The sequence below is a fragment of the Leisingera sp. M658 genome, from assembly GCF_025144145.1.
GTDB lineage: Bacteria > Pseudomonadota > Alphaproteobacteria > Rhodobacterales > Rhodobacteraceae > Leisingera.
The window spans coordinates 2606603-2629487 of record NZ_CP083546.1 but is presented as its reverse complement, the minus strand read 5'-3'; the positions used below and the strand labels follow the sequence as shown (position 1 = coordinate 2629487).

The following is a 22885-nucleotide window of genomic DNA, read 5'->3' as shown; positions in this document are numbered from 1 at the left end:
ACGGAACATGATTGACCCGAATCGAGGCCTCGTCTATTGAATTGAACAACTGTTCATATAATCGGCTCTAACCGGGAGGTCCCGCGGGATGTTCAATGCAAGCATGACTTTTGATCTTGGCGATGACGTGAATGCCCTGCGCGACGTAATTCACCGCTGGGCGCAGGACCGTGTCAGGCCGATGGCGCAGGAGATCGACCAGAGTAACGCGTTTCCTGCGGAGCTGTGGAAAGAGATGGGCGAGCTTGGCCTTTTGGGGATCACCGTGCCGGAGGAGTTCGGCGGTGCCGGCATGTCTTATCTGGCCCATACCGTTGCAGTCGAGGAAATCGCCCGCGCCAGCGCCTCTGTCTCGCTGTCTTATGGCGCGCATTCCAATCTCTGCGTCAATCAGATCAAGCTGAACGGCAACGCCGAGCAAAAGGCCAAGTATCTGCCGCGGCTGATCTCGGGTGAGCATGTCGGCGCGCTGGCGATGTCCGAAGCAGGTGCGGGATCCGACGTCGTTTCAATGTCGCTGCGGGCGGAAAAGCGCAACGATCACTTCCGCCTGAACGGCAACAAATACTGGATCACCAACGGTCCGGATGCCGACACCCTGGTGGTCTATGCCAAAACCGATCCTGACGCCGGTTCCAAAGGCATGACGGCCTTCCTGATCGAAAAAGAGATGAAGGGCTTTTCCACCTCCAAGCATTTCGACAAACTGGGCATGCGCGGCTCCAACACGGCGGAACTGGTGTTCGAGGACGTCGAAGTCCCGTTTGAAAACATCCTGGGCGACGAGGGTAAGGGCGTGCGTGTGCTGATGTCCGGCCTCGACTACGAGCGTGTGGTGCTGGCCGGTATCGGCACCGGTATCATGGCCTCCTGCATGGATGAAATGATGCCCTATATGGCCGAGCGCAAGCAGTTCGGCCAGCCAATCGGGAACTTCCAGCTGATGCAGGCCAAGATCGCCGATATGTACACCGCGATGAACTCGGCGCGGGCTTATGTTTATGAGGTGGCCAAGTCCTGCGACAAGGGCACGGTGACACGTCAGGACGCCGCGGCCTGCTGCCTTTACGCGTCCGAAGTGGCGATGACCCAGGCGCATCAGGCGGTGCAGGCCTTTGGCGGTGCCGGTTACCTGTCCGACAACCCGGTTGGCCGTATTTTCCGCGATGCCAAGCTGATGGAGATCGGTGCCGGCACCTCTGAGATCCGCCGGATGCTGATCGGCCGCGAGCTGATGGGAACCATGTGATGAAAACGGCTCTGCCGTTTGCTCTGCTGATGGCAGGCACGTCCGTCATGGCACAGGAGGTTCAATTCTCCTCTGGTGCGACGGATGCTTGCGTCGCGGGAGCGGTCAATCAGGACACAAAGCGCAGCTGCGTGGGCACCTCGGCACAGCACTGCATGGGGGCGGCGCCGGATGGCTCTACCACCGTTGGTATGATGGGATGCCTGGATGGCGAGCGAAGCTACTGGGATCAGCGGCTGAACCGCGCCTACAAGTCTTTGCGGGCCAAGGCGGTAGAATTGGATGCCGAAATGGAGGAGCTTGGTTCTGCCGCACCAAAGACAGCGCCACCGCTCCGCAGCATGCAGCGGGCCTGGATCAGCTATCGCGACGCCACCTGTGAATTCGAAAGGTCGCAATGGGGCGGCGGCACTGGCGGCGGCCCGGCCTCGCTCAGCTGCCTGATGCGGCTGACCGGAGAGCAGGCGCTCTATCTGGAAGATGCCTGGCTCGGCGAATAGCAAGCCGGAAACAGACGCTGGCGGACGCGCATTGGCCCGCCAGCATAGGGATGCAAAGGATCAGAAGCGGTGCACGTAAGCAATGTTCAGGACAACCGGGTCGATCTCGGCGGTGCCGATCGCGGCCCCGTTCAGGGTAACGTCGCTTTCGATGTCGATGTAGCGGACATTGAAACGTACCGCACCGCGGTCGGAGATCTGCCAGTCCGCGCCGGCATTGAGCGCCACGCCGAAACTATCGTCCATTTCGATCACACCAAGCGGCGAGCTTTCTTCAAAGAAAGTGGTGTAGTTCAGGCCCAGGCCGACAAACGGCTTGATCTTGCCCTGGGTCGGGAAATGGTAGTTGACCGAGATGGTCGGCGGCAGCTGCTTGGCAGAGGCGGCATAGCCGGCGCCGGCCAAAGTGACATCATGCTCGAACGGCGAAGCGGCCAGCAGTTCGACACCCCAGTTGTCACGGAAGAAGTATTCAACCGTCAGCGACAGCGCGGTGCCGTCGTCGATATCAGCGGCCATACCGGCAAGGGTGCCGTTGCCGGATTTCGGGTTCACGTTGGCGATGCCGACGCCAACGGTCCAGTCGCCATGCTGTTGGGCCAGCGCGGGGTCGGCCAGTGCGGCCAGGGCAGAGGTCAATGCCAAAGCGGAAACCATGCGTTTCATGGGGTGCGTCCCTTTTCTTGTGATTACTCCGCCGTGGTGCACCCGGAAGCGGGTGAAAACCCTGATCTGAATCAAAGAGACACTTTCTTTGCCTTTGAAAACGCAGGGAAAAAATGCATATCAGCTATGCGTTTCTGGAATGTCTAAATATGCATGATTTTTGTAACATTCCTGGCCTGCGCGCCGATGGCAGCTGGAACCTGCCGGAGCGGCTGAACATGGCCGCCCAATGCCTGTCGCATCCTGCTGAGGCTGTGGCGCTGATCGATATGACCGGCCCTGCGCGCCGCAGCTTTTCTTATGGCGCGCTGTCAGGGATGGTGGATGGCCTGGCTCGCTACCTGCTGACCCGCATCCAGCCGGGCGACCGCGTCGGCGTGCTGCTGAGCCAGTCGCCATGGTGTGCTGCAGCGCATCTGGCCATCTGGAAGGCGGGCGGCATCTCGGTGCCGCTGTTCAAGCTGTTCAAACGCAACGCGCTGGCCTCCCGCGCTGGCGATGCTGGTGTGCGCTTTGTCTTTACAGACCAGGAAGGCGCGGATCTGCTCGGCGATCTGGCCGAAGCGGTGATGGCAGACACCGCCGGAATAGACGGCCCGCCGGTAGCTTTTGCCGATACCGCACCTGAAACCCCCGCGGTGCTGATATACACCTCCGGCACCACCGGCAGCCCCAAGGGCGCGCTGCACGGCCACCGGGTGCTGACCGGCCATCTGCCGGGCGTTTCGATCAGCCATGACCACTTGGGCCAGCCGGGCGACTGCCTGTGGACGCCTGCCGACTGGGCCTGGATTGGCGGATTGTTCGACGTTCTGATGCCGGGCTTGGCGCTGGGCGTGCCGGTGGTGGCAGCACGGCTGGACAAGTTCACCCCCGAGGCCTGCGCAGCGCTGATCGAACAGGCCGGTGTCCGCAACATTTTCTTCCCTCCAACCGCGCTCAGGATGCTCAAGGCAGCCGGGCAGGGGCTTCGGGCCTTGCGCTCGGTTGCCAGCGGCGGAGAGCCCCTGGGCGCCGAGATGCTCGCCTGGGGCCGGCGGGACCTGAGCATAACGATTAATGAATTCTATGGCCAGACCGAGTGCAACATGGTTGCCTCCTCCTGCGCAGCGGATTTTGACCCGCGTCCGGGCTGCATTGGCAAACCGGTGCCGGGGCATGAGCTGACGGTGATCGACGAGGCGGGCAATCCCACGCAAGATGAGGGCGACGTCGCCATCCGCCGCGGCTCGGCCTCGATGCTGCTGGAATATTGGAACCGGCCTGAGGAGACCGCGGCCAAGTTCCGCGGCGACTGGCTGGTGACTGGCGACCGAGGCATCTGGGAAAGGGATTATCTTCGCTTTGTAGGCCGCGAGGATGACGTGATTACCTCCGGCGGCTACCGCATCGGTCCGGCAGAGATCGAGGATTGCTTGATGACCCACCCGGCAGTGGCGACGGTTGGCGTGGTCGGCAAGCCCGACAGCCTGCGCACTGAGATCGTCAAAGCCTATGTGGTGCTGAAGCCGGGGGCGGAAGCTTCGGCGCAGGAACTGCAGGATTACGTAAAGGGCCGACTCGCGCAGTACTCCTATCCGCGCGAAGTCGAATTTTTACAGGAGCTGCCGATGACGGTGACCGGTAAGGTGATCCGCAAGGAATTGAAGGCGCGGGCTGCGGGCGAGGTAACTGAGTGAAGATAGTCAGCGTAATTACGGCCACATTGTGCTTTGCATCAACAGCGGGTGCGCAGAGCGTGCCCCCCCATTACATTGATGCGCTTGCCTGGCTTGACGGATGTGCTGCTTTGTCGAAAGGGCACATAATCACTCAAATGCACATGGATACCAAGTGCTTTGAGTGGGGAGTTAAGCACTGCTACTATCCGCCCTCCTTTAAGACGCGGCTTTCTTGCAGGAATGATTTTGTTGGGCACCTGAACATGAGGGTAGGCGAATTACTTGCAGAGCTACCGAATGTGATAACTACCGAGAGTGACTTAGAAGTCTCAAACTACCAAAACAGGTTATCCAGACTTCGTGAGCTTACAGGTACAAGCGATTGTAAGCCGCGGGAAGAGTATGACGGCAACTTCACCAGATGCCATGTGAAAGAGGCGGGGCTTCGATGGGTCGAGGCTCGCAGGTTAGCCCGGTGGGCTGATCCCCTTAAACCGGAGGACAACGAGCAATGAAACTCACATCCAAGGCGATGCCCTCCTCGGACGGCTTCAAACAGAACCGCGAGGCGCATCTGGACGCGCTCGGGCAGATCAGCGAGGCGGCAGAGGCCGCGCGCATGGGTGGCGGCGAGAAATCCCGTGCCCGCCACGAAGGCCGCGGCAAGATGCTGCCGCGCCGCCGCGTGGCGAATCTGCTCGACCCCGGCTCTCCGTTTCTGGAGATCGGCGCCACTGCGGCCCATGCCATGTATGACGGGGCCGCCCCCGGTGCTGGGGTTGTGGCGGGTATCGGCCGCGTTCACGGGCAAGAGGTCATGGTGGTCTGCAATGACGCCACAGTGAAGGGCGGCACCTATTTCCCGATGACGGTGAAGAAACACCTGCGGGCGCAGGAGATTGCCGAGGAAAACCGTCTCCCCTGCATCTATCTGGTGGACAGCGGCGGTGCCAACCTGCCGCAACAGGATGAGGTCTTCCCCGACCGCGACCACTTCGGGCGTATCTTCTACAATCAGGCACGGATGTCGGCCAAGGGCATTGCGCAGATTGCGGTGGTCATGGGCTCCTGCACCGCAGGCGGCGCTTATGTTCCGGCCATGTCCGACGTCACCATCATCGTGAAGGAGCAGGGCACCATTTTCCTCGCAGGCCCGCCGCTGGTGAAGGCCGCGACGGGCGAGGTCGTAAGCGCCGAAGATCTGGGCGGTGGCGATGTGCACACCCGCCTGTCCGGCGTGGCCGATTACCTGGCCGAAGACGATGCCCACGCGCTGGCGCTGGCGCGGCGCGCGGTGCAGTCCTTGAACATCACCAAGCCGTTGACGGTGAATTGGGCCAGCCCCGAGGAGCCCGCCTATGACCCCGAGGAAATCCTCGGCGTGGTGCCAGGTGACCTGCGCACGCCTTACGACATCCGCGAGGTGATTGCGCGGCTGGTCGATGGTTCCCGCTTTGACGAATTCAAACCGCGTTTCGGCGAAACTCTTGTCACTGGTTTTGCCCATGTCAAAGGATGCCCTGTAGGCATCATCGCCAACAACGGTGTGCTGTTCTCGGAAGCCGCCCAGAAGGGCGCGCATTTTGTGGAACTGTGCAGCCAGCGCAAGATCCCGCTGGTTTTCCTGCAGAATATCACCGGTTTCATGGTCGGCCGCAAATATGAGAACGAGGGCATCGCCCGCCACGGCGCCAAAATGGTGACGGCAGTTGCCACAACCAATGTGCCGAAGGTAACGATGCTGGTCGGCGGCTCCTTTGGAGCGGGCAATTACGGCATGTCGGGCCGGGCTTACCAGCCGCGGTTCCTGTGGTCCTGGCCCAACTCCCGCATCTCTGTGATGGGCGGCGAGCAGGCGGCAGGCGTGCTGGCAACGGTCAAGCGCGATGCCATCGAACGCCAGGGCGGCAGCTGGAGCACGGAGGAAGAAGCCGACTTCAAACGCCCCACCATTGAGATGTTCGAGGAGCAGAGTCACCCGCTTTATGCCTCTGCACGTCTCTGGGACGACGGTATCATCGACCCGCGCAAAAGCCGCGATGTGCTGGCGCTGTCGCTCAGTGCCGCGCTGAATGCCCCGATTGAAGACACACGCTTCGGCGTGTTCCGGATGTGAGGACCTCCCATGTTTGACAAGATTTTGATTGCCAACCGCGGAGAGATTGCCTGCCGCGTGATGGAAAGTGCCCGCGCCATGGGAGTGCGGACAGTGGCCGTCTATTCAGACGCCGATGCGGCCGCCAAACATGTGTCGCTGGCGGATGAGGCCGTGCATATCGGCGGCCCGGCGCCTGCGGACAGCTATCTGCGCGGTGCGGAAATTATCCGCGTGGCCAAGGCGACCGGCGCCCAGGCGATCCACCCCGGTTATGGCTTCCTGTCGGAAAACCCGGACTTTGTTGAGGCGGTGGAGGCCGCGGGCCTCACCTTCATCGGCCCGTCCGCAGACGCGATCCGAAAGATGGGCCTCAAAGACGCCGCCAAGGTGCTGATGGAAGAGGCCGGCGTGCCGGTGGTGCCGGGCTATCACGGTGCCAATCAGGATGCGGGCTTCCTGCAGGAAGAAGCGGGCAAGATCGGGTATCCGGTGCTGATCAAAGCCGTGGCCGGCGGCGGCGGCAAGGGGATGCGGCTGGTCGAGAAGCCGGCGGAGTTCGCTGATGCCCTGAACAGCGCCCAGGGTGAGGCCACCACGGCCTTCGGAAATCCGGATGTGCTGATCGAGAAATACATTCAGCAGCCGCGTCATATCGAGGTGCAGGTCTTTGGCGATGGCACCCATGCGGTGCACCTGTTTGAACGCGACTGTTCGCTGCAGCGCCGCCACCAGAAAGTGATCGAGGAGGCCCCCGCACCGGGCATGACGGCTGAGATGCGCCAAGCAATGGGGCGGGCCGGCGTGCGCGCGGCTGAGGCGATCGGTTACAGGGGGGCAGGCACCGTCGAATTCATCGTCGATGGCTCGGACGGGCTGCGCACCGACGGCTTCTGGTTCATGGAAATGAACACCCGCCTGCAGGTGGAGCATCCGGTGACCGAACTGATCACCGGTGTCGATCTGGTGGAGTGGCAGTTGCGGGTCGCCTCAGGTGAGCGCCTGCCTGCCCGGCAGGAAGATCTGACGATCACCGGACACGCGTTTGAAGCGCGGCTTTATGCGGAAGACGTGCCTAAGGGCTTTCTTCCGGCCACCGGCACGCTGACCCATTTGTCTTTCCCGGCCGAATGCCGCGCCGACAGCGGCGTGCGGGCAGGCGACGCCATCAGCCCCTGGTATGACCCGATGATTGCCAAGGTGATCGTGCATGGCTCCACCCGTAAGGTGGCGCTGTCCCGTTTGGCCCGTGCGCTGGAAGAAACCCAGGTGGGCGGCACCGTCACCAACCTTGCTTTCCTCGGCGCGCTGGCAGCGCACGAAGGGTTTGCGCGGGGCGACGTGGACACCGGCCTGATCGCCCGCGATCTGGAGGCATTGGTGGCTGCGCCAAAGACTGAGCTGCGCCACAAAGCGGCCGCCGGTATGGTGGCACTTGGCCTGGTGGACGCCGCGCCGGAGACCGGTTTCACGCTTTGGGCGCCGCTGCACCGCGCTGTTACGCTCAGCCATTTGGAGGAGGAGTTCACAGCTGACGTGCAGGTGGACGGGCCGGACCGGCAGCTGTGGTCGGTGAATGGTGAAACCGTGCTGGCCGAGCGCAGCCAGGGCCATTGGCGCATTGACGGGCGCCGGATGCCTGTAACCTCGCAGGCCGGCCCGCTGATCACGGTGTTTGACGCTTATGGCCTGGAATTTGCCGTTGTGGATCCGCTGGATCGTGATGCGGCTGCAGGCGGCGACAGCAATGTGGTTGAGGCGCCGATGCCGGGGCTGGTCAAAGCTGTATTTGCCAAAGCCGGCCAGCCGGTGGCAGAGGGCGACAGGCTGGCTATTCTGGAAGCGATGAAGATGGAGCATTCGCTGCTGGCCGCGCGCGACGGTGTGGTGGCTGAGGTGCTTGCCGCCGCTGGCGACCAGGTCGAGGCTGGCGCGGCGCTGGTGCGGCTGGAGGAGGAAGGCGGCTGACCGTGCGCCTGCGGCAGCTGTCCGGAATTGGGTATTTAAGACCAGCAAGAAGCAGGAGGCCCGGCGATGGCTGAGCGTGTCGAAATTTTCGAAGTCGGTCCGCGCGACGGGCTGCAGAATGAAAAGCGTGAAATCCCCGTGGCGGAGAAAGTCGCGTTGACAAACTGCCTGAGCCGCGCCGGATTTACGCGGATTGAGGTGGCGAGCTTTGTGTCGCCCAAATGGGTGCCGCAGATGGCGGGCAGCGCCCAGGTGCTGGCGGGCATCACCCGCGCGCCCGGCGTGCGGTATGCAGCACTGACGCCCAATATGCGCGGTTACGAGGATGCTGTAGCTGCCAAGGCGGATGAAATCGCGGTCTTTGCCTCCGCCTCTGAAGGGTTCTCCAAGGCCAATATCAACGCCACAATCGAGGAGAGCATCACACGTTTTCTGCCCATCTTGGAGGCTGCCAAGGAGAACAGGCTGCCGGTGCGGGGCTATGTGTCCTGCGTGACCGACTGTCCTTATGACGGGGCAACAGCGCCGGAGAAAGTAGCGGAGGTGGCCGAACGGTTGTACGCCCTCGGTTGCTATGAGATCTCGCTGGGCGACACCATCGGGCAGGGTACTCCGGAGGCGATCACCGCGATGCTGAGCGCCGTCACCGCACGGGTTCCTGCGGCCAGGCTTGCGGGGCACTACCACGACACCGCGGGCCGGGCACTGGACAATATCGAGGCCTCGCTAACGCAGGGCCTGCGGGTGTTTGATGCTGCCGTGGGCGGTTTGGGCGGCTGTCCTTACGCACCGGGGGCTGCGGGCAACGTGGCGACGGAAGCGGTGCACAAGCGCCTGACCGGGTTGGGCTATGACACGGGGCTGGACGGTAATGTGCTGGATAAGGCTGCGGCACTGGCCCGTTCGATGCGCGGCCTGCAATAGAATTCAGCGGAGAAGCAAGATGTTTGAGACAATCACCCTGGACACTGACGCCCGTGGCGTCTGCACCCTTACCCTGAACCGCCCTGACAAACACAACGCCATGTCCGGTCAGATGCTGCAGGAATTGATTCTGGCGGCCCGGCGGCTGAACGAAGACGAGACCGCTCGTGTCGTGGTGCTGACCGGCGCAGGCAAGAGTTTTTGCGCCGGCGGCGATCTGGGCTGGATGCGGGATCAGATGGATGCGGACGCCGGAACCCGTGGCCGTGAGGCGCGGGTGCTGGCAGAGATGCTGATGGCTCTTAACACCCTGGCTAAGCCGGTGATCGGCGCGGTGCAAGGCAATGCCTTTGGCGGCGGTGTTGGAATGGCCTCGGTCTGTGACGTTGCCATCGGCGCGGACCATCTGAAGATGGGGCTGACCGAGACCAGGCTGGGACTGATTCCCGCCACCATCGGCCCTTATGTCATTGCCCGTATGGGCGAAGCCAAAGCACGGCGTGTCTTCATGTCGGCCCGCCTGTTCGGCGCGGCAGAGGCGGTTGAGCTGGGGCTGCTGGCCAAAGCCGTGCCCGCAGATCAGCTGGCGGAGGCAGTCGAGGCGGAGGTCGCACCCTATCTGAACTGCGCACCCGGCGCCGTCGCCGCCGCCAAAAAGCTGGCCCGCGACTTGGGACCGCAACTTGATGACGCTGTGATTGACCATACAATCAAGGCGCTGGTGGCGCGCTGGGAAGGCGACGAGGCGCACGAGGGCATCAGCGCATTCTTTGAAAAGCGCAAACCTGTCTGGCAAGGCTGAAATACCGGTAAAAATGAGTCATGTTTTGATGGCGGCCGCGGTTTCCCCTGCGGCCGCTTTCCTTATGAAATAACTAAGGAATTACGTGCATGTTGCGGCTGTGCTTTTTCCTGTCACAAACCCTTGTAGATTAACCTTGCTTTAGTTGACGCTGTGGGGGCGGGGGGGTATGCACGAGGCAAATCAACACGCCAATTGACGTCGCGCGGGAAACCGCCGGGAAAAGGAGCTGCTCTTGGAAGAGATGTTGAGGGAATACCTGCCGATCCTGGTTTTCCTGGCCGTTGCGGCAGGGTTGGGCATTGTCCTTATCCTAGCAGCCGTTGTGCTGGCAGTCCGCAACCCGGACCCGGAAAAGGTCAGCGCCTATGAGTGCGGCTTCAATGCCTTTGATGATGCCCGTATGAAATTCGACGTCCGGTTCTATCTGGTGTCGATTCTCTTCATCATTTTTGACCTGGAAATCGCATTCCTGTTTCCCTGGGCCGTCGGTTTCAAGGACATCAGCGACACTGGTTTCTGGTCGATGATGGTGTTCCTGGGCGTGCTGACCATCGGCTTTGCCTATGAATGGAAGAAAGGGGCGCTGGAATGGCAGTGATGACCGGAGCCAACACCGCGGGTGTGGACAAGGAAGTTGTCACCCAGGCCCTGAACGCTGAGTTGCAGGACAAGGGTTTCCTGCTCACCTCGGCAGAAGACATCATCAATTGGGCGCGCACCGGCTCGCTGCACTGGATGACCTTCGGTCTGGCCTGCTGTGCTGTGGAAATGATGCACACCTCGATGCCGCGCTATGATGCCGAGCGTTTTGGCATCGCACCGCGCGCCTCGCCGCGCCAGTCGGACGTGATGATCGTTGCGGGCACCCTCACCAACAAGATGGCGCCGGCCCTGCGCAAGGTCTACGATCAGATGCCAGAGCCGCGTTACGTGATCTCGATGGGATCCTGCGCCAATGGCGGCGGCTATTATCACTACAGCTATTCCGTGGTGCGCGGCTGTGACCGGGTTGTGCCGGTTGATGTCTATGTACCGGGCTGCCCGCCGACGGCTGAGGCGCTGCTGTATGGCCTGATGCAGCTGCAGCGCAAGATCCGCCGCACCGGCACCCTTGTTCGCTAAGGCGGGAGAGAGCAGATGACTGAAGCCTTGAATGAACTCGGCGCGCAGATCGAAGCCAAACGCCCCGATTGCGTTGTCGCCTGGGACGTGTCCTTTGGTGAGCTGAACATTGACGTGACGCCCTCGAATATCGCCGGCCTGGTGGAGTTCCTGAAGTCGGATCAGAACTGCAAGTTCTCCTCGCTGGTGGATATCACCGCGGTGGACTACCCGGAACGGGGCAAGCGGTTCGACGTGGTCTATCACTTCCTGTCGATGTACCGGAATCAGCGTATCCGCCTGCGCGCTGCGGTGCGCGAAGATGAAATGGTGCCCTCGATCGTCGATGTGCACCCTTCGGCCAACTGGTTCGAGCGGGAAGTCTACGACATGTTCGGCATCCTGTTCTCCGGCCACCCGGACCTGCGCCGGATCCTGACCGACTATGGCTTCCGCGGCTACCCGCTGCGCAAGGATTTCCCGACCACCGGCTATACCGAAGTACGCTATGACGAGGCGCAAAAGCGCGTGGTCTATGAGCCGGTGAAGCTGGTGCAGGAGTACCGCCAGTTTGATTTCATGTCCCCGTGGGAAGGTGCTGAATACATCTTGCCGGGTGACGAGAAGAAGGAGGGCGCAAACTGATGTGGTTTGAACCTCTGGCCGAAATGGGAAACTTGCTGACGGGCTGTGCAATGATGCTGAGCGCGGCTATTCCCTTTTTTAAAAAAACCTCTGACTACACATTTTGTGTAGTTTCGCAGCCCAAAATAAATAGGGGGGCGAAATGATGGACGGCTCCAAATTTGACGACGGTAGCGTGGATGCGCTGAGCGGCGAGCAGAAGATCCGCAACTTCAACATCAACTTCGGCCCGCAGCACCCTGCTGCACACGGAGTTTTGCGTCTGGTGCTGGAACTCGACGGCGAGATTGTCGAGCGCTGCGATCCGCATATCGGCCTGCTGCATCGCGGCACCGAAAAGCTGATGGAAAGCCGCACCTACCTTCAGAACCTGCCGTATTTCGACCGCCTTGATTACGTTGCGCCGATGAACCAGGAACATGCCTGGTGCCTGGCCATCGAAAAACTGACCGGTGTCGAGGTTCCCCGCCGCGGCCAGCTGATCCGGGTGCTCTATTCGGAAATCGGCCGGGTTCTGAACCACCTTCTGAACGTCACCACGCAGGCAATGGATGTTGGCGCGCTGACCCCGCCGCTGTGGGGCTTTGAAGAACGCGAGAAACTGATGGTGTTCTACGAGCGCGCCTGCGGTGCGCGCTTGCACGCGGCCTATTTCCGCCCTGGCGGCGTGCATCAGGACATTCCGGACGATCTGCTGGACGATATCGACCTCTGGGCGCTGGAATTCCCCAAAGTTCTGGACGACATCGACGGCCTTTTGACCGAAAACCGCATCTTCAAGCAGCGCAACTGCGACATTGGCGTGGTGACCGAGGAAGAGATCCAGCAATACGGCTTCTCCGGCGTTATGGTGCGCGGCTCCGGCCTTGCTTGGGACCTGCGCCGCGCGCAGCCCTATGAATGCTATGACGAGTTTGAGTTCCAGATCCCCGTCGGCAAGAACGGCGACTGCTACGACCGCTACCTGTGCCGGATGGAAGAGATGCGCCAATCGACCTCGATCATCCGCCAGGCAATTGTCAAACTGCGCGAAGCCACCGGCGACGTAATAGCCCGCGGCAAGCTGTCCCCGCCCAAGCGCGGCGATATGAAGACCTCGATGGAAAGCCTGATCCACCACTTCAAGCTTTACACCGAAGGCTTTCACGTCCCCGCAGGCGAGGTTTACGCCGCTGTCGAGGCACCCAAGGGCGAGTTCGGCGTCTATCTGGTGGCGGACGGGTCCAACAAACCCTACCGCTCCAAGATCCGCGCGCCGGGCTTCTTGCACCTGCAGGCGATGGACCACGTGGCCGGCGGCCACCAGCTGGCGGACGTCGCCGCCATCATCGGCACTATGGACGTCGTGTTCGGGGAGATTGACCGGTGACAAAGAGATTTCGAGATCGAGAAACCGGTGAAGAGTTTGAGTTGCATCGGTTCGGTGAGGATGGCTTTCGTCTGGAAATCGCTTTTGAATCCATAGACGAATGGGATCGTTTCCAAAAAATCGCTCGCGGTGCACGAATGCGTAACCTGACAATTGGGGGCGCTCCAAGCCTCAAGTCACTAGAGAACTTGGAAGAAATCTAATGCTTCGCCGTCTGCATTCAGAACAACCCGACAGCTTTGCCTTCACCCCGGCCAACCAGGCCTGGGCTGAGGCGCAGATCACCAAATTCCCCGAGGGCCGCCAGGCCTCGGCGGTTATTCCGCTCTTGTGGCGCGCGCAGGAGCAGGAAGGCTGGGTCACCAAGCCCGCTATTGAGGCCATCGCCGATATGCTGGGCATGGCTTATATCCGGGTGCTGGAAGTCACCTCTTTCTACTTCATGTTCCAGATGCAACCCACAGGGTCTGTTGCCAATATCCAGATCTGCGGCACTACGTCCTGCATGATTTGCGGGGCCGAAGACCTGGTTGCGGTCTGCAAGGAAAAAATAGCTGCAAAGCCGCACACCCTGTCGGCGGACGGCAAGTTTTCCTGGGAAGAGGTCGAATGCCTTGGCGCCTGCACCAATGCGCCGATGGCCCAGATCGGCAAGGACTATTACGAGGACCTTACCGTCGAGAGCTTTACCCGGCTGTTGGACGATCTGGCCGCAGGCAAGATGGTGACGCCGGGCCCTCAGAACGGGCGGTACGCAGCTGAGCCGAAATCGGGCCTCACCTCGCTGACTGACTTTGACAGCGGCAAGACCCAGTACAATGCAAGTGCGCAGCTGGCGATGGACATCAAGGACGGTGTCAAGCGTATCCAGGGGGATGAAGTGCCGCTGCTGACCCCTTGGGTCGGCAAGGACGGCGTTGTTGCCGGCCGGGCCGCGGCAGATGCGCCGCCCAAAGCACCGGAAGCGCCCAAACCTGCCGCGAAACAGGCAGAAGAAGCTGCCAAGGCGGCTCCCAAAAAATCGGACGCGGCTGAGCCTTCCTCTCCGGAAGGCGCGGCGGTAAAACCTGGGGCGGACAGCCAGCCCGAGGAAGCCCAGCCGGAAATCCTGAAGGAAGCCCGCGGCGGCCTGGCGGATGATCTGAAACTGCTCAAAGGGGTTGGCCCCAAGCTGGAGCAGACCCTGAATGAGCTGGGGTTCTTCCATTTCGACCAGATTGCTGACTGGACCGAGGCCGAGGTTGCCTGGGTTGATGCACGGCTCAAGTTCAAGGGCCGGATCGAGCGGGACGGCTGGATCGAGCAGGCCAAGCGGCTGCAGGTGGGCGACGAGACTGAATTCGCCAGACGTGCCAAAGAAGAGCACATCTACGACGACAAAGAAGACTAATCGGGATCGGCCCGAGGGGGCGGTGCCTTGGCGATAGGGAACAGATGAGCAAGGAACAGGACCAAGCCATCGCAGCGAAGGGCCGGCATATCGCATTGGTGATTGCCGGAACCATTTTGCTGTGGATCGCCGTGTCGCTGTTCATCGGCCCCATGCTGGGGCTGCCGGGGCGTTATGCCTTGCTGTTCGATTTCGCCGCGCTGGCAGGCATGATCTATGCCCTGGTCAACATATTTCAACTCTGGCGCATGCGCCGGGCCAATGAACAAGAAAACCAAAGGTAGGCACACATGCTGAAGGATCAGGACCGGATCTTTACCAACCTTTACGGGATGCACGAACGTAACCTTGCGGGTGCCAAGGCGCGCGGCCATTGGGATGGCACCGCCGGCATCGTTGAGAAGGGCCGCGACTGGATTATTCAGACCATGAAAGACAGCGGCCTGCGCGGCCGCGGCGGCGCGGGTTTCCCGACCGGCCTGAAATGGTCCTTCATGCCCAAGGAAAGCGATGGCCGGCCGGCCTTTCTGGTGATCAACGCGGATGAATCCGAGCCTGGCACGTGCAAAGACCGCGAGATTATGCGCCATGATCCGCACACGCTGATCGAGGGCGCACTGATCGCGTCCTTCGCGATGAACGCGCATACCTGCTACATCTACCTGCGCGGCGAATACATCCGCGAGCGCGAGGCGCTGCAGGCCGCGATCGACGAATGCTATGATCAGGGCCTCTTGGGCAGGAACGCGGCCGGCTCTGGCTGGGACTTTGACGTTTTCCTGCACCACGGGGCAGGGGCCTATATCTGCGGCGAGGAAACCGCCCTGATTGAAAGCCTTGAAGGCAAGAAGGGCATGCCCCGGATGAAGCCGCCGTTCCCGGCGGGTGCGGGCCTTTACGGCTGTCCGACCACGGTGAACAACGTGGAATCCATTGCCGTTGTGCCGACTATCCTGCGCCGCGGTGCCGATTGGTTCGCAGGCTTCGGGCGCCAGAACAACGCAGGCACCAAGCTGTTTGCGATCTCCGGTCATGTGAAAAACCCCTGTGTGGTTGAAGAGGCGATGTCGATTGGTTTCGAGGAACTGATCGAAAAGCACTGCGGCGGCATCCGCGGCGGCTGGGACAATCTGCTGGCGGTGATCCCCGGCGGCTCATCGGTGCCTTGCGTGCGCGGCGAGAACATGCGCGACGCGATCATGGACTTCGACTACCTGCGCGGCGAGCTGGGCTCGGGCCTTGGCACCGCGGCAGTCATTGTGATGGACAAGCAGACGGACATTATCAAGGCAATCTGGCGCCTGGCCAAGTTCTACAAGCACGAATCTTGCGGCCAGTGCACCCCGTGCCGCGAGGGCACCGGCTGGATGATGCGCGTGATGGACCGCCTGGTACGCGGCGAGGCCGAGCTGGAAGAGATCGACATGCTGTGGGACGTGACCAAACAGGTCGAAGGCCACACCATCTGCGCCCTTGGCGACGCGGCGGCCTGGCCGATCCAGGGTCTGATCAAGAACTTCCGCGAGGAAATCGAAGACCGTATCAAGGCTCAGAAATCGGGCCGCATGGGCGCGATGGCGGCGGAGTAACCAATGGAATCCTTCGACGCATATTCCCACGCTCTGGCCGCGCTGGTGATCTTTACCTTGATCATCCTGGCGCTGTCGCCGTTTTCGGCGCTGGCCAAGCAGAAGGCAGGCCTTGCGCCTGGCGCCACGCCGCAGGAGGACTATGCCGAAAAGGCTTACCGTCTGAACCGGGCCTATTTGAATGGCTGCGAAACCCTGCCGGCCTTCCTTGCGGTGACTTTGGCCGCGATACTGGCGGGTGCGGCGCCGTTCTGGGTGAACCTGCTGGCCTCATTGGTGCTGGTGGCGCGGGTGATCATGATCCTTATCCATCTGCGCGGCAGCGGCAAACCGCATGGCGGGCTGCGCTCGATTTTCTACGTGATTGGCTGGTCCTGTATGGGCGGCCTGGCAATTTTGACTTTGGTGGCAGTATTTTGAGCATTCTAACGACATACCGGATGGCCCTGCCGGTGGCCTGTTTGGCAGTTGCGGCGCTGGTCACGGCCTGCGGTTCCTCAACCACCAACAAGAACCGCGAGCTTTATGACGGCATCCCCTTCAAGGCCAAGGCCAAGCCTTTGGACAAGAAGGTGAACCGCGCCGATTTCTCCATCGAAATCAAGGGCGCCGACCGCTCTGTCACAGGTGCGCGCGCGGCTGCGGCCCACGCCGGGACCACCTATTGCGTTGTGAACTATGGCTCCTCCAAAATCGATTGGGTAGTGGACCCTGCCGATCAGGATACGCAGCTGACACTGACCGACGGCAAGGCCGTATTCCAGGGAACCTGCACACCGTGAGCGGATTTCCGGCATATCAGGGCCGCCCGGACCGGCTGCTATTGAATAGCAGCGCCGCGCGATTGAGCAGTGGGAGCTTCAAACTGAAGGAGTTCTTTGCCATGCGTGCCCTGATTGCTGTTGCCCTGTCTGCCTTTGTTGCCCTGCCGGTTTCGGCACTGGCCAAACCGTCGCTGCGCGATGTCGCCGAAATCGAAGACCCCCTGTTTGCGGTGGCCATGGCCAAGGAGGTCTCGGACCACTGCGACCGCCTTGCGCCGCGCTACTTCAAGGGTCTGGGCGAGTTGCGCAGGCTCAAAGCGCGGGCGAATGAGCTGGGGTACACGGACACGGAAATCCGGGCCTATATCGACTCGGATGCTGAAAAGGCCCGTATGCGTGCTAAGGGCGAGCGCCTGCTGGCGCAAAACGGCGTCTTTTACGAACAACCGGAAACCTTCTGCGCCTATGGCCGCGCGGAAATCGAAAAGAACAGCGCGATCGGCGTGTTACTGAGGGCGAAATAGACCATGTCTGACCTCCGCAAGATCAACATTGACGGAACCGAGATCGAGGTGGAAGGGGCGATGACCCTGATCCAGGCTTGTGAGGAGGCCGGTGTCGAGATCCCGCGCTTCTGCTACCACGAGCGCCTGTCGATTGCGGGCAACTGCCGCATGTGCCTTGTTGAAGTTGTCGGCGGCCCGCCGAAGCCGGCCGCGTCCTGCGCGATGCAGGTGCGCGATCTGCGCCCCGGGCCGGAAGGACAGGCGCCGCAGGTGAAAACCAACTCGCCGATGGTCAAGAAAGCCCGCGAAGGCGTGATGGAATTCATGCTGATCAACCATCCGCTGGACTGCCCGATCTGCGATCAGGGCGGCGAATGCGATCTGCAGGACCAGGCGATGGCCTATGGCATCTCTGCCAGCCGCTTCAAGGAAGCCAAGCGCGCGGTGGATGATCTGGACCTTGGCCCGCTGGTCGGTACCGCTATGACCCGCTGCATCAGCTGCACCCGCTGCGTGCGTTTTACATCCGAAGTGGCCGGCATTACCCAGATGGGCCAGACCGGGCGCGGCGAGGATGCAGAGATCACTTCCTACCTGAACCAGACGCTGCAATCGAACCTGCAGGGCAATATCATCGACCTTTGCCCGGTCGGCGCGCTGACGTCGAAGCCTTATGCCTTCACCGCCCGTCCGTGGGAACTGACCAAGACCGAAACCATCGACGTGATGGACGCGTTGGGATCGAACATCCGCGTTGACACCAAAGGCCGCGAAGTGATGCGCATCCTGCCGCGCAACCATGACGGCGTGAACGAGGAATGGATCAGCGACAAGACCCGCTTTGTCTGGGATGGCTTGCGCCGCCAGCGTCTCGACCGCCCTTATGTGCGTGTCGATGGCAAGCTGAAGCCTGCCACATGGGGCGAGGCGCTGACTGCTGCAGCCAATGCCATGAAGGGCAAGAAAGTTGCCGGTCTGATCGGCGATCTGGCCCCGGTTGAGGCCGCCTTTGCCCTGAAACAGCTGGTCGAAGGTCTGGGCGGCAAGGTTGAGTGCCGTACCGACAACGCCCGCCTGCCCATTGGCAACCGGGCGGGTTATGCCGGCACCGCGGCCATCGAAGATATCGACAGCGCCGAATACATTCTGTTGGTCGGCACAAACCCGCGTGATGAAGCCCCGGTGCTGAATGCACGCATCCGCAAGGCCTGGCTGAATGGTGCGAAGATCGGCAATATCGGCCAGCCGGCGGATCTGACCTATGACGTGTTCCAGATGGGGGCAGGGCGCGACGCGCTTGCCGGTCTGGAAAAGCACGAATTCACTGACATCTTGGAAAAACCTTCGGTAATTGTCGTGGGTGCCGGCGCTTTGCGTGAAGCGGACGGGCTTGCCGTTCTGGCTCACGCCATGCATGCGGCCGAACGCACCAACGGCAAGCTGCTGATCCTTCACACCGCTGCGTCCCGTGTGGGGGCAATGGATGTGGGGGCCGTCACCGAAGGCGGCATGGAAGCAGCCATCGACGGCGCCGAAGTGATCTATAACTTAGGCGCGGATGAGGTCGAAACCGACAGTTCTGAAAGCGGGGGTGCCTTTGTGATCTATCAGGGCTCCCATGGCGACCGCGGCGCACATCGCGCTGACGTGATCCTGCCGGGCGCTGCCTATACCGAAGAAAACGGGTTGTTCGTAAACACCGAAGGCCGTCCGCAGCTCGCGATGCGTGCCGCGTTCGCACCGGGTGAAGCCAAGGAAAACTGGGCCATCCTGCGCGCCCTCAGCGCCGAAGTTGACGCCAAGCTGGGCTATGACTCGCTGGCGCAGCTGCGCCAAGCGCTGGTGGCTGAGGTGCCGCATCTGGCCAGGATTGACGAAGTGGCTGAGAAAACAGGCGACGCGCTGGAGCTGGACAAGCTTGGCAAGGCGGACTTCCTGCCCGCGATCAAGGACTTCTACCTGACCAACCCGATTGCCCGCGCCTCGCAGCTGATGGCGGAACTGTCGGCGGGTGTGAAAGCCCGCGAAACCGGGAAACTGGCTGCTGAATGATCCGCTTTGCCCTCATAACGCCCTTCCTGCTGGCCGCCTGCGCAATGGCGCCCGGCAGCGAAGGCGAGCGGCCCGCCCCGATCTATGAAGGGGTGGAAACCAGCCTGCTGGAGGGCGATCTGGTCCAATTTCACGTCTCCATGCGCGGTGCGACCGTGCAGGAAGACCTCGACAACTATGCGGAATGTGCCGCCGCGCAATACGCGCTGATCCGGGATTACGGGTTTGCGCGCCATGTGCGCACAACAATGAAACAGGCAGGGGGCAGCCGGACCGCTGATGCGGTCTATCTGATTTCGCCCTCTCTGCCGCGCGGGTTGCGCACCATTGACGCTGAAGTCGTGGTTGCGGATTGCGCGGCAAACGGAATACCGACGGTGTGAGGACCTATGGCTGATTTCTTTAACACTCCAGGCGGCATCGCTGTTCTGATCCTGGCGCAAGTGCTTGCAGTTGTTGCCTTTGTGATGATCTCGCTCCTGTTCCTTGTCTACGGGGACCGCAAGATCTGGGCCGCAGTGCAGATGCGCCGGGGGCCGAACGTGGTGGGCGTCTTCGGCCTGCTTCAATCGGTGGCCGACGCGCTGAAATATGTGGTCAAGGAAGTGGTGATCCCGGCCGGTGCCGACCGTCCGGTCTTTATCCTGGCTCCGCTGACGTCATTTGTGCTGGCGATGATCGCCTGGGCGGTGATCCCGTTCAACGACGGCTGGGTGCTGTCAGACATCAACGTGGCCATTCTTTATGTCTTCGCGGTCTCCAGTCTTGAGGTTTACGGCGTGATCATGGGCGGCTGGGCGTCGAACTCGAAGTACCCGTTCCTGGGCAGCCTGCGCTCTGCCGCACAGATGATATCCTACGAGGTATCGCTGGGCCTGATCATCATCGGCATCATCATCTCCACCGGAAGCATGAACTTTGGCGATATCGTGCGCGCGCAGGATGGTGATCTGGGCCTTCTGAACTGGTATTGGATCCCGCATTTCCCGATGGTGTTTCTGTTCTTTATCTCGGCGCTTGCAGAAACCAACCGCCCGCCGTTCGACCTGCCGGAAGCGGAATCGGAACTGGTCGCGGGCTATCAGGTGGAATACTCGGCCACGCCCTTCCTGCTGTTCATGGCCGGGGAATACATCGCCATCTTCCTGATGTGCGCGCTGACCTCGCTCTTGTTCTTCGGCGGCTGGCTGTCGCCGATCCCAGGCTTGCCGGACGGCGTCCTGTGGATGGTCGCCAAGATGGCGTTCTTCTTCTTCCTCTTCGCAATGGTCAAGGCGATCACCCCGCGCTACCGCTACGACCAGCTGATGCGGCTGGGCTGGAAAGTGTTCCTGCCGTTCTCGCTGGCCTGGGTGGTCTTCGTGTCCTTTGCTGCAAAATTCGACTGGTTCTGGGGCATCTTCGCCCGCTGGACCGTGGGAGGGTGAGTTGAAACCTACTGTCAGCATTTACTCCTACGAGACACGGGAAGGCGTGATCGAAATAGTCGGTCGGCCAGCCGGTGGGTTTGATGTCAGAATCGAGGGTGAAATCTTGGGTTATTACCACTCTGCCGAGCAGGCTCTTGATGACATCGTTGGTGACCATCTCGGTTCTACCCCATTCGACACCGGTTTAGACCAGCTTGGAATTCCAGATGAGCTGTCTGAGTGGAACAAACGTATGTTGGCAGTGGCAAGGATCTAAAAGATGACCCAAATCGACTATACCCGCGCCGCCAAATACTTCCTGCTGCAGGATTTCTGGGTCGGCTTCAAACTGGGGATGAAGTATTTCTTTGCCCCCAAGGCCACCCTGAACTACCCGCACGAGAAGGGTCCGTTGTCGCCGCGGTTCCGCGGTGAGCACGCGCTGCGCCGCTATCCCAACGGTGAGGAACGCTGCATTGCCTGCAAGCTGTGCGAGGCGGTCTGCCCGGCGCAAGCGATCACCATCGACGCGGAACCGCGCGAGGATGGCAGCCGCCGCACCACGCGGTATGACATCGACATGACCAAATGCATTTACTGCGGTTTCTGCCAGGAAGCCTGCCCGGTGGATGCCATTGTCGAAGGCCCGAACTTTGAATTCGCGACAGAAACCCGCGAGGAGCTGTTCTACGACAAGGATAAACTTCTGGCGAACGGCGAACGCTGGGAAGCCGAGATTGCCCGCAACCTCGAAATCGATGCGCCGTATCGATGAGAGAGCAGCGCAAAAGTTTTCAAAAACTTTTGCCAAGAATTTTTGAAAATTCTTGGACGGAGGACAGGACATGACCAAACAGCCGCCCAACCCGTTTGAGGCCATGATGGAACAGATGCAGACCCAGGCGCAGGAGATGGCCAAGGCCTTCAATCCGGCGCTGGAGAATTTCTCGCCTTCCGAGGCTTTCAAGGAGTTCGAGGCGCTGTGGCCCACCATGCCCAAAGAGGTCATGGAAATGATGTTCGGCAACACCGTCAACAAGGACGGGCTGGATGCCAAGACCCGGCTGCTGCTGACGCTGGCCGGGCTCACCATGCAGGGCGCGCAGGCAGATTCAGCGGTGCGCCAGACTGTGCGCCACGCTCTTGCGGCAGGGGCAAAGAAACAAGAGATCGTAGAAACGATCGGACAGATGTCGGTGTTTGCCGGCATTCCGGCCATGAACCGGGCGCTGGATCTGGCGCAGACGGTTCTGGACGACAACAAGGACGATGAGACATGAGCGTTTTTGCCTTCTACCTCTTCGCCGTCAGCGCCATCACTGGCGGGCTGTTCACTGTGATCAGCCGCCAGCCGGTGCATTCGGTGCTGTGGCTGATCCTGGCCTTTATCTCTTCGGCCGGGCTGTTTGTGCTCCTGGGGGCGGAATTTGTCGCCATGCTGCTGATCATCGTCTATGTGGGGGCTGTTGCGGTGCTGTTCCTGTTTGTGGTGATGATGCTGGACGTGGACTTTGCCGCGCTGAAGGCGGAGATGGCGCGGTACCTGCCGCTGGCTCTGCTGATCGGCCTGGTAATCCTGATGCAGTTCGTGATGGCCTTTGGCGTCTGGGAAACCGCGCATAAGGCGCCTGAGCTGCTAGCCAATCCAGTGCCCGCCGACCGCCACAACACCGAGGCCCTGGGCCTCATCATCTATGATCAATATTTCCTTCTGTTCCAATTGTCTGGCCTGATCCTGCTGGTGGCAATGATCGGCGCGATCGTGCTGACCCTGCGCCACCGCACCGACGTCAAGCGCCAGGACGTGGTTGCCCAGATGATGCGCGACCCGGCCGTAGCAATGGAGCTTAAGGACGTGAAACCGGGGCAGGGGCTTTGAGCACATGATCGGACTTGAACATTATCTGACCGTCGCGGCGACGCTGTTCGTCATCGGCATCTTCGGGCTCTTCCTGAACCGCAAGAACGTGATCATCCTGTTGATGAGCATCGAACTGATGCTGCTGGCGGTGAACATCAATCTGGTCGCTTTCTCCAGCTTCCTGGGCGATCTGGTGGGGCAGGTCTTTACCCTGTTTGTGCTGACCGTGGCCGCCGCCGAGGCCGCCATAGGCCTGGCGATCCTGGTCTGCTTCTTCCGTAACCGCGGCACCATTGCCGTCGAAGACGTCAACGTGATGAAGGGCTGAAGA

The 22885-nt window shown here is 61.1% G+C and carries 27 protein-coding genes; 26 read left to right on the top strand and 1 reads right to left on the bottom strand.

The annotated features are described in order from the left end of the window. Positions 1-88: 88 nt before the first annotated feature. Both K3724_RS13125 and K3724_RS13120 read left to right on the top strand, forming a co-directional pair. Positions 89-1249 carry an isovaleryl-CoA dehydrogenase gene (locus K3724_RS13125; protein WP_259985672.1) on the top strand — a complete coding sequence of 387 codons (1161 nt, stop codon included), beginning with the start codon at positions 89-91 and terminating at the stop codon, positions 1247-1249. After that, on the top strand, positions 1249-1749 hold the full coding sequence (locus K3724_RS13120; protein WP_259985670.1) for a lysozyme inhibitor LprI family protein: 501 nt from the start codon (positions 1249-1251) through the stop codon (positions 1747-1749). The genes K3724_RS13125 and K3724_RS13120 overlap by 1 nt, the downstream gene beginning before the upstream one ends. 60 nt (positions 1750-1809) lie before the next feature. Here K3724_RS13120 and K3724_RS13115 read toward each other — a convergent pair whose 3' ends face one another. Next, complete coding sequence (locus K3724_RS13115) at positions 1810-2415, bottom strand: OmpW family protein (protein WP_259985668.1); 606 nt, start codon at positions 2413-2415, stop codon at positions 1810-1812. A 149-nt stretch (positions 2416-2564) separates the two neighbouring features. Here K3724_RS13115 and K3724_RS13110 point away from each other — a divergent pair, with 149 nt between their 5' ends. From K3724_RS13110 to nuoK, 24 genes are all read left to right on the top strand, one after another. After that, the gene (locus tag K3724_RS13110; RefSeq protein WP_259985666.1) at positions 2565-4094 is read left to right on the top strand and encodes an AMP-binding protein; all 1530 of its coding nucleotides are present in this window, start codon (positions 2565-2567) and stop codon (positions 4092-4094) included. Between the two features lie 493 nt (positions 4095-4587). Next, complete coding sequence (locus K3724_RS13105) at positions 4588-6192, top strand: carboxyl transferase domain-containing protein (protein ID WP_259985664.1); 1605 nt, start codon at positions 4588-4590, stop codon at positions 6190-6192. 9 nt (positions 6193-6201) lie between these two features. After that, entirely contained in the window at positions 6202-8139 is a 1938-nt protein-coding gene (locus K3724_RS13100; protein WP_259985662.1) for an acetyl/propionyl/methylcrotonyl-CoA carboxylase subunit alpha, read from the top strand. A gap of 66 nt (positions 8140-8205) precedes the next feature. Next, positions 8206-9063: a hydroxymethylglutaryl-CoA lyase gene (locus K3724_RS13095; RefSeq protein ID WP_259985660.1), complete on the top strand. Its 858-nt coding sequence runs from the start codon at positions 8206-8208 to the stop codon at positions 9061-9063. Between the two features lie 19 nt (positions 9064-9082). Then, positions 9083-9865, top strand: a complete 783-nt coding sequence (locus K3724_RS13090; RefSeq protein ID WP_259985658.1) for a crotonase/enoyl-CoA hydratase family protein — start codon at positions 9083-9085, stop codon at positions 9863-9865. A gap of 235 nt (positions 9866-10100) precedes the next feature. Then, the gene (locus K3724_RS13085) at positions 10101-10466 is read left to right on the top strand and encodes an NADH-quinone oxidoreductase subunit A (RefSeq protein WP_024090668.1); all 366 of its coding nucleotides are present in this window, start codon (positions 10101-10103) and stop codon (positions 10464-10466) included. Next, complete coding sequence (locus K3724_RS13080) at positions 10457-10990, top strand: NADH-quinone oxidoreductase subunit B family protein (protein WP_027258414.1); 534 nt, start codon at positions 10457-10459, stop codon at positions 10988-10990. The genes K3724_RS13085 and K3724_RS13080 overlap by 10 nt, the downstream gene beginning before the upstream one ends. 15 nt (positions 10991-11005) lie before the next feature. Beyond that, complete coding sequence (locus K3724_RS13075; protein WP_259985652.1) at positions 11006-11614, top strand: NADH-quinone oxidoreductase subunit C; 609 nt, start codon at positions 11006-11008, stop codon at positions 11612-11614. 145 nt (positions 11615-11759) lie between these two features. Next, positions 11760-12983, top strand: a complete 1224-nt coding sequence (locus K3724_RS13070) for an NADH-quinone oxidoreductase subunit D (protein ID WP_205879963.1) — start codon at positions 11760-11762, stop codon at positions 12981-12983. Next, entirely contained in the window at positions 12980-13186 is a 207-nt protein-coding gene (locus K3724_RS13065; RefSeq protein ID WP_259985650.1) for a hypothetical protein, read from the top strand. The genes K3724_RS13070 and K3724_RS13065 overlap by 4 nt, the downstream gene beginning before the upstream one ends. Further along, positions 13186-14373: an NADH-quinone oxidoreductase subunit E gene (locus K3724_RS13060; protein ID WP_259985648.1), complete on the top strand. Its 1188-nt coding sequence runs from the start codon at positions 13186-13188 to the stop codon at positions 14371-14373. Before K3724_RS13065 ends, K3724_RS13060 begins: the two co-directional genes overlap by 1 nt. Before the next feature lie 44 nt (positions 14374-14417). Beyond that, positions 14418-14657, top strand: coding sequence for a DUF5337 domain-containing protein (locus K3724_RS13055; RefSeq protein WP_129371398.1), 240 nt, complete (start codon positions 14418-14420; stop codon positions 14655-14657). A gap of 6 nt (positions 14658-14663) precedes the next feature. After that, complete coding sequence (gene nuoF / locus K3724_RS13050; protein ID WP_259985646.1) at positions 14664-15962, top strand: NADH-quinone oxidoreductase subunit NuoF; 1299 nt, start codon at positions 14664-14666, stop codon at positions 15960-15962. A gap of 3 nt (positions 15963-15965) precedes the next feature. Next, entirely contained in the window at positions 15966-16382 is a 417-nt protein-coding gene (locus tag K3724_RS13045) for an MAPEG family protein (RefSeq protein WP_259985644.1), read from the top strand. Beyond that, complete coding sequence (locus K3724_RS13040) at positions 16379-16744, top strand: hypothetical protein (protein WP_259985642.1); 366 nt, start codon at positions 16379-16381, stop codon at positions 16742-16744. Before K3724_RS13045 ends, K3724_RS13040 begins: the two co-directional genes overlap by 4 nt. A 101-nt stretch (positions 16745-16845) precedes the next feature. Continuing rightward, entirely contained in the window at positions 16846-17250 is a 405-nt protein-coding gene (locus tag K3724_RS13035; RefSeq protein WP_134829540.1) for a DUF5333 domain-containing protein, read from the top strand. A 3-nt stretch (positions 17251-17253) separates the two neighbouring features. Continuing rightward, positions 17254-19284, top strand: a complete 2031-nt coding sequence (gene nuoG, locus K3724_RS13030; RefSeq protein ID WP_259985640.1) for an NADH-quinone oxidoreductase subunit NuoG — start codon at positions 17254-17256, stop codon at positions 19282-19284. Further along, the gene (locus K3724_RS13025) at positions 19281-19667 is read left to right on the top strand and encodes a hypothetical protein (protein ID WP_027258424.1); all 387 of its coding nucleotides are present in this window, start codon (positions 19281-19283) and stop codon (positions 19665-19667) included. Before nuoG ends, K3724_RS13025 begins: the two co-directional genes overlap by 4 nt. A 6-nt stretch (positions 19668-19673) precedes the next feature. After that, a complete protein-coding gene (gene nuoH, locus K3724_RS13020; protein ID WP_129371392.1) occupies positions 19674-20711 on the top strand; it encodes an NADH-quinone oxidoreductase subunit NuoH in 1038 nt (345 codons plus the stop codon). A gap of 1 nt (position 20712) precedes the next feature. Beyond that, on the top strand, positions 20713-20970 hold the full coding sequence (locus K3724_RS13015; RefSeq protein ID WP_259985637.1) for a hypothetical protein: 258 nt from the start codon (positions 20713-20715) through the stop codon (positions 20968-20970). Positions 20971-20973: 3 nt separating this feature from the next. Then, positions 20974-21468, top strand: a complete 495-nt coding sequence (gene nuoI, locus K3724_RS13010; protein ID WP_129371390.1) for an NADH-quinone oxidoreductase subunit NuoI — start codon at positions 20974-20976, stop codon at positions 21466-21468. Between the two features lie 70 nt (positions 21469-21538). Beyond that, positions 21539-21973, top strand: coding sequence for a carboxymuconolactone decarboxylase family protein (locus K3724_RS13005; protein ID WP_259985635.1), 435 nt, complete (start codon positions 21539-21541; stop codon positions 21971-21973). Then, positions 21970-22572 carry an NADH-quinone oxidoreductase subunit J gene (locus K3724_RS13000; protein ID WP_129371388.1) on the top strand — a complete coding sequence of 201 codons (603 nt, stop codon included), beginning with the start codon at positions 21970-21972 and terminating at the stop codon, positions 22570-22572. The genes K3724_RS13005 and K3724_RS13000 overlap by 4 nt, the downstream gene beginning before the upstream one ends. 4 nt (positions 22573-22576) lie before the next feature. Continuing rightward, positions 22577-22882 carry an NADH-quinone oxidoreductase subunit NuoK gene (nuoK, locus tag K3724_RS12995; RefSeq protein ID WP_008553673.1) on the top strand — a complete coding sequence of 102 codons (306 nt, stop codon included), beginning with the start codon at positions 22577-22579 and terminating at the stop codon, positions 22880-22882. Positions 22883-22885 lie beyond the last annotated feature (3 nt).

Bases quoted from the DNA above. Each gene is read 5' to 3' on its own strand.
- K3724_RS13000 (WP_129371388.1), top strand. From the start codon at position 21,970: ATGAGCGTTTTTGCCTTCTACCTCTTCGCCGTCAGCGCCATCACTGGC.
- K3724_RS13110 (WP_259985666.1), top strand. From the start codon at position 2,565: ATGCATGATTTTTGTAACATTCCTGGCCTGCGCGCCGATGGCAGCTGG.
- K3724_RS13045 (WP_259985644.1), top strand. From the start codon at position 15,966: ATGGAATCCTTCGACGCATATTCCCACGCTCTGGCCGCGCTGGTGATC.
- K3724_RS13100 (WP_259985662.1), top strand. From the start codon at position 6,202: ATGTTTGACAAGATTTTGATTGCCAACCGCGGAGAGATTGCCTGCCGC.
- K3724_RS13090 (WP_259985658.1), top strand. From the start codon at position 9,083: ATGTTTGAGACAATCACCCTGGACACTGACGCCCGTGGCGTCTGCACC.
- nuoF (WP_259985646.1), top strand. From the start codon at position 14,664: ATGCTGAAGGATCAGGACCGGATCTTTACCAACCTTTACGGGATGCAC.
- K3724_RS13070 (WP_205879963.1), top strand. From the start codon at position 11,760: ATGGACGGCTCCAAATTTGACGACGGTAGCGTGGATGCGCTGAGCGGC.
- K3724_RS13105 (WP_259985664.1), top strand. From the start codon at position 4,588: ATGAAACTCACATCCAAGGCGATGCCCTCCTCGGACGGCTTCAAACAG.
- K3724_RS13035 (WP_134829540.1), top strand. From the start codon at position 16,846: ATGCGTGCCCTGATTGCTGTTGCCCTGTCTGCCTTTGTTGCCCTGCCG.
- K3724_RS13120 (WP_259985670.1), top strand. From the start codon at position 1,249: ATGAAAACGGCTCTGCCGTTTGCTCTGCTGATGGCAGGCACGTCCGTC.
- nuoK (WP_008553673.1), top strand. From the start codon at position 22,577: ATGATCGGACTTGAACATTATCTGACCGTCGCGGCGACGCTGTTCGTC.
- K3724_RS13080 (WP_027258414.1), top strand. From the start codon at position 10,457: ATGGCAGTGATGACCGGAGCCAACACCGCGGGTGTGGACAAGGAAGTT.
- K3724_RS13095 (WP_259985660.1), top strand. From the start codon at position 8,206: ATGGCTGAGCGTGTCGAAATTTTCGAAGTCGGTCCGCGCGACGGGCTG.
- K3724_RS13115 (WP_259985668.1), bottom strand. From the start codon at position 2,415: ATGAAACGCATGGTTTCCGCTTTGGCATTGACCTCTGCCCTGGCCGCA.
- nuoI (WP_129371390.1), top strand. From the start codon at position 20,974: ATGACCCAAATCGACTATACCCGCGCCGCCAAATACTTCCTGCTGCAG.
- K3724_RS13055 (WP_129371398.1), top strand. From the start codon at position 14,418: ATGAGCAAGGAACAGGACCAAGCCATCGCAGCGAAGGGCCGGCATATC.
- K3724_RS13060 (WP_259985648.1), top strand. From the start codon at position 13,186: ATGCTTCGCCGTCTGCATTCAGAACAACCCGACAGCTTTGCCTTCACC.
- K3724_RS13025 (WP_027258424.1), top strand. From the start codon at position 19,281: ATGATCCGCTTTGCCCTCATAACGCCCTTCCTGCTGGCCGCCTGCGCA.
- K3724_RS13005 (WP_259985635.1), top strand. From the start codon at position 21,539: ATGACCAAACAGCCGCCCAACCCGTTTGAGGCCATGATGGAACAGATG.
- K3724_RS13125 (WP_259985672.1), top strand. From the start codon at position 89: ATGTTCAATGCAAGCATGACTTTTGATCTTGGCGATGACGTGAATGCC.
- nuoH (WP_129371392.1), top strand. From the start codon at position 19,674: ATGGCTGATTTCTTTAACACTCCAGGCGGCATCGCTGTTCTGATCCTG.
- K3724_RS13075 (WP_259985652.1), top strand. From the start codon at position 11,006: ATGACTGAAGCCTTGAATGAACTCGGCGCGCAGATCGAAGCCAAACGC.
- nuoG (WP_259985640.1), top strand. From the start codon at position 17,254: ATGTCTGACCTCCGCAAGATCAACATTGACGGAACCGAGATCGAGGTG.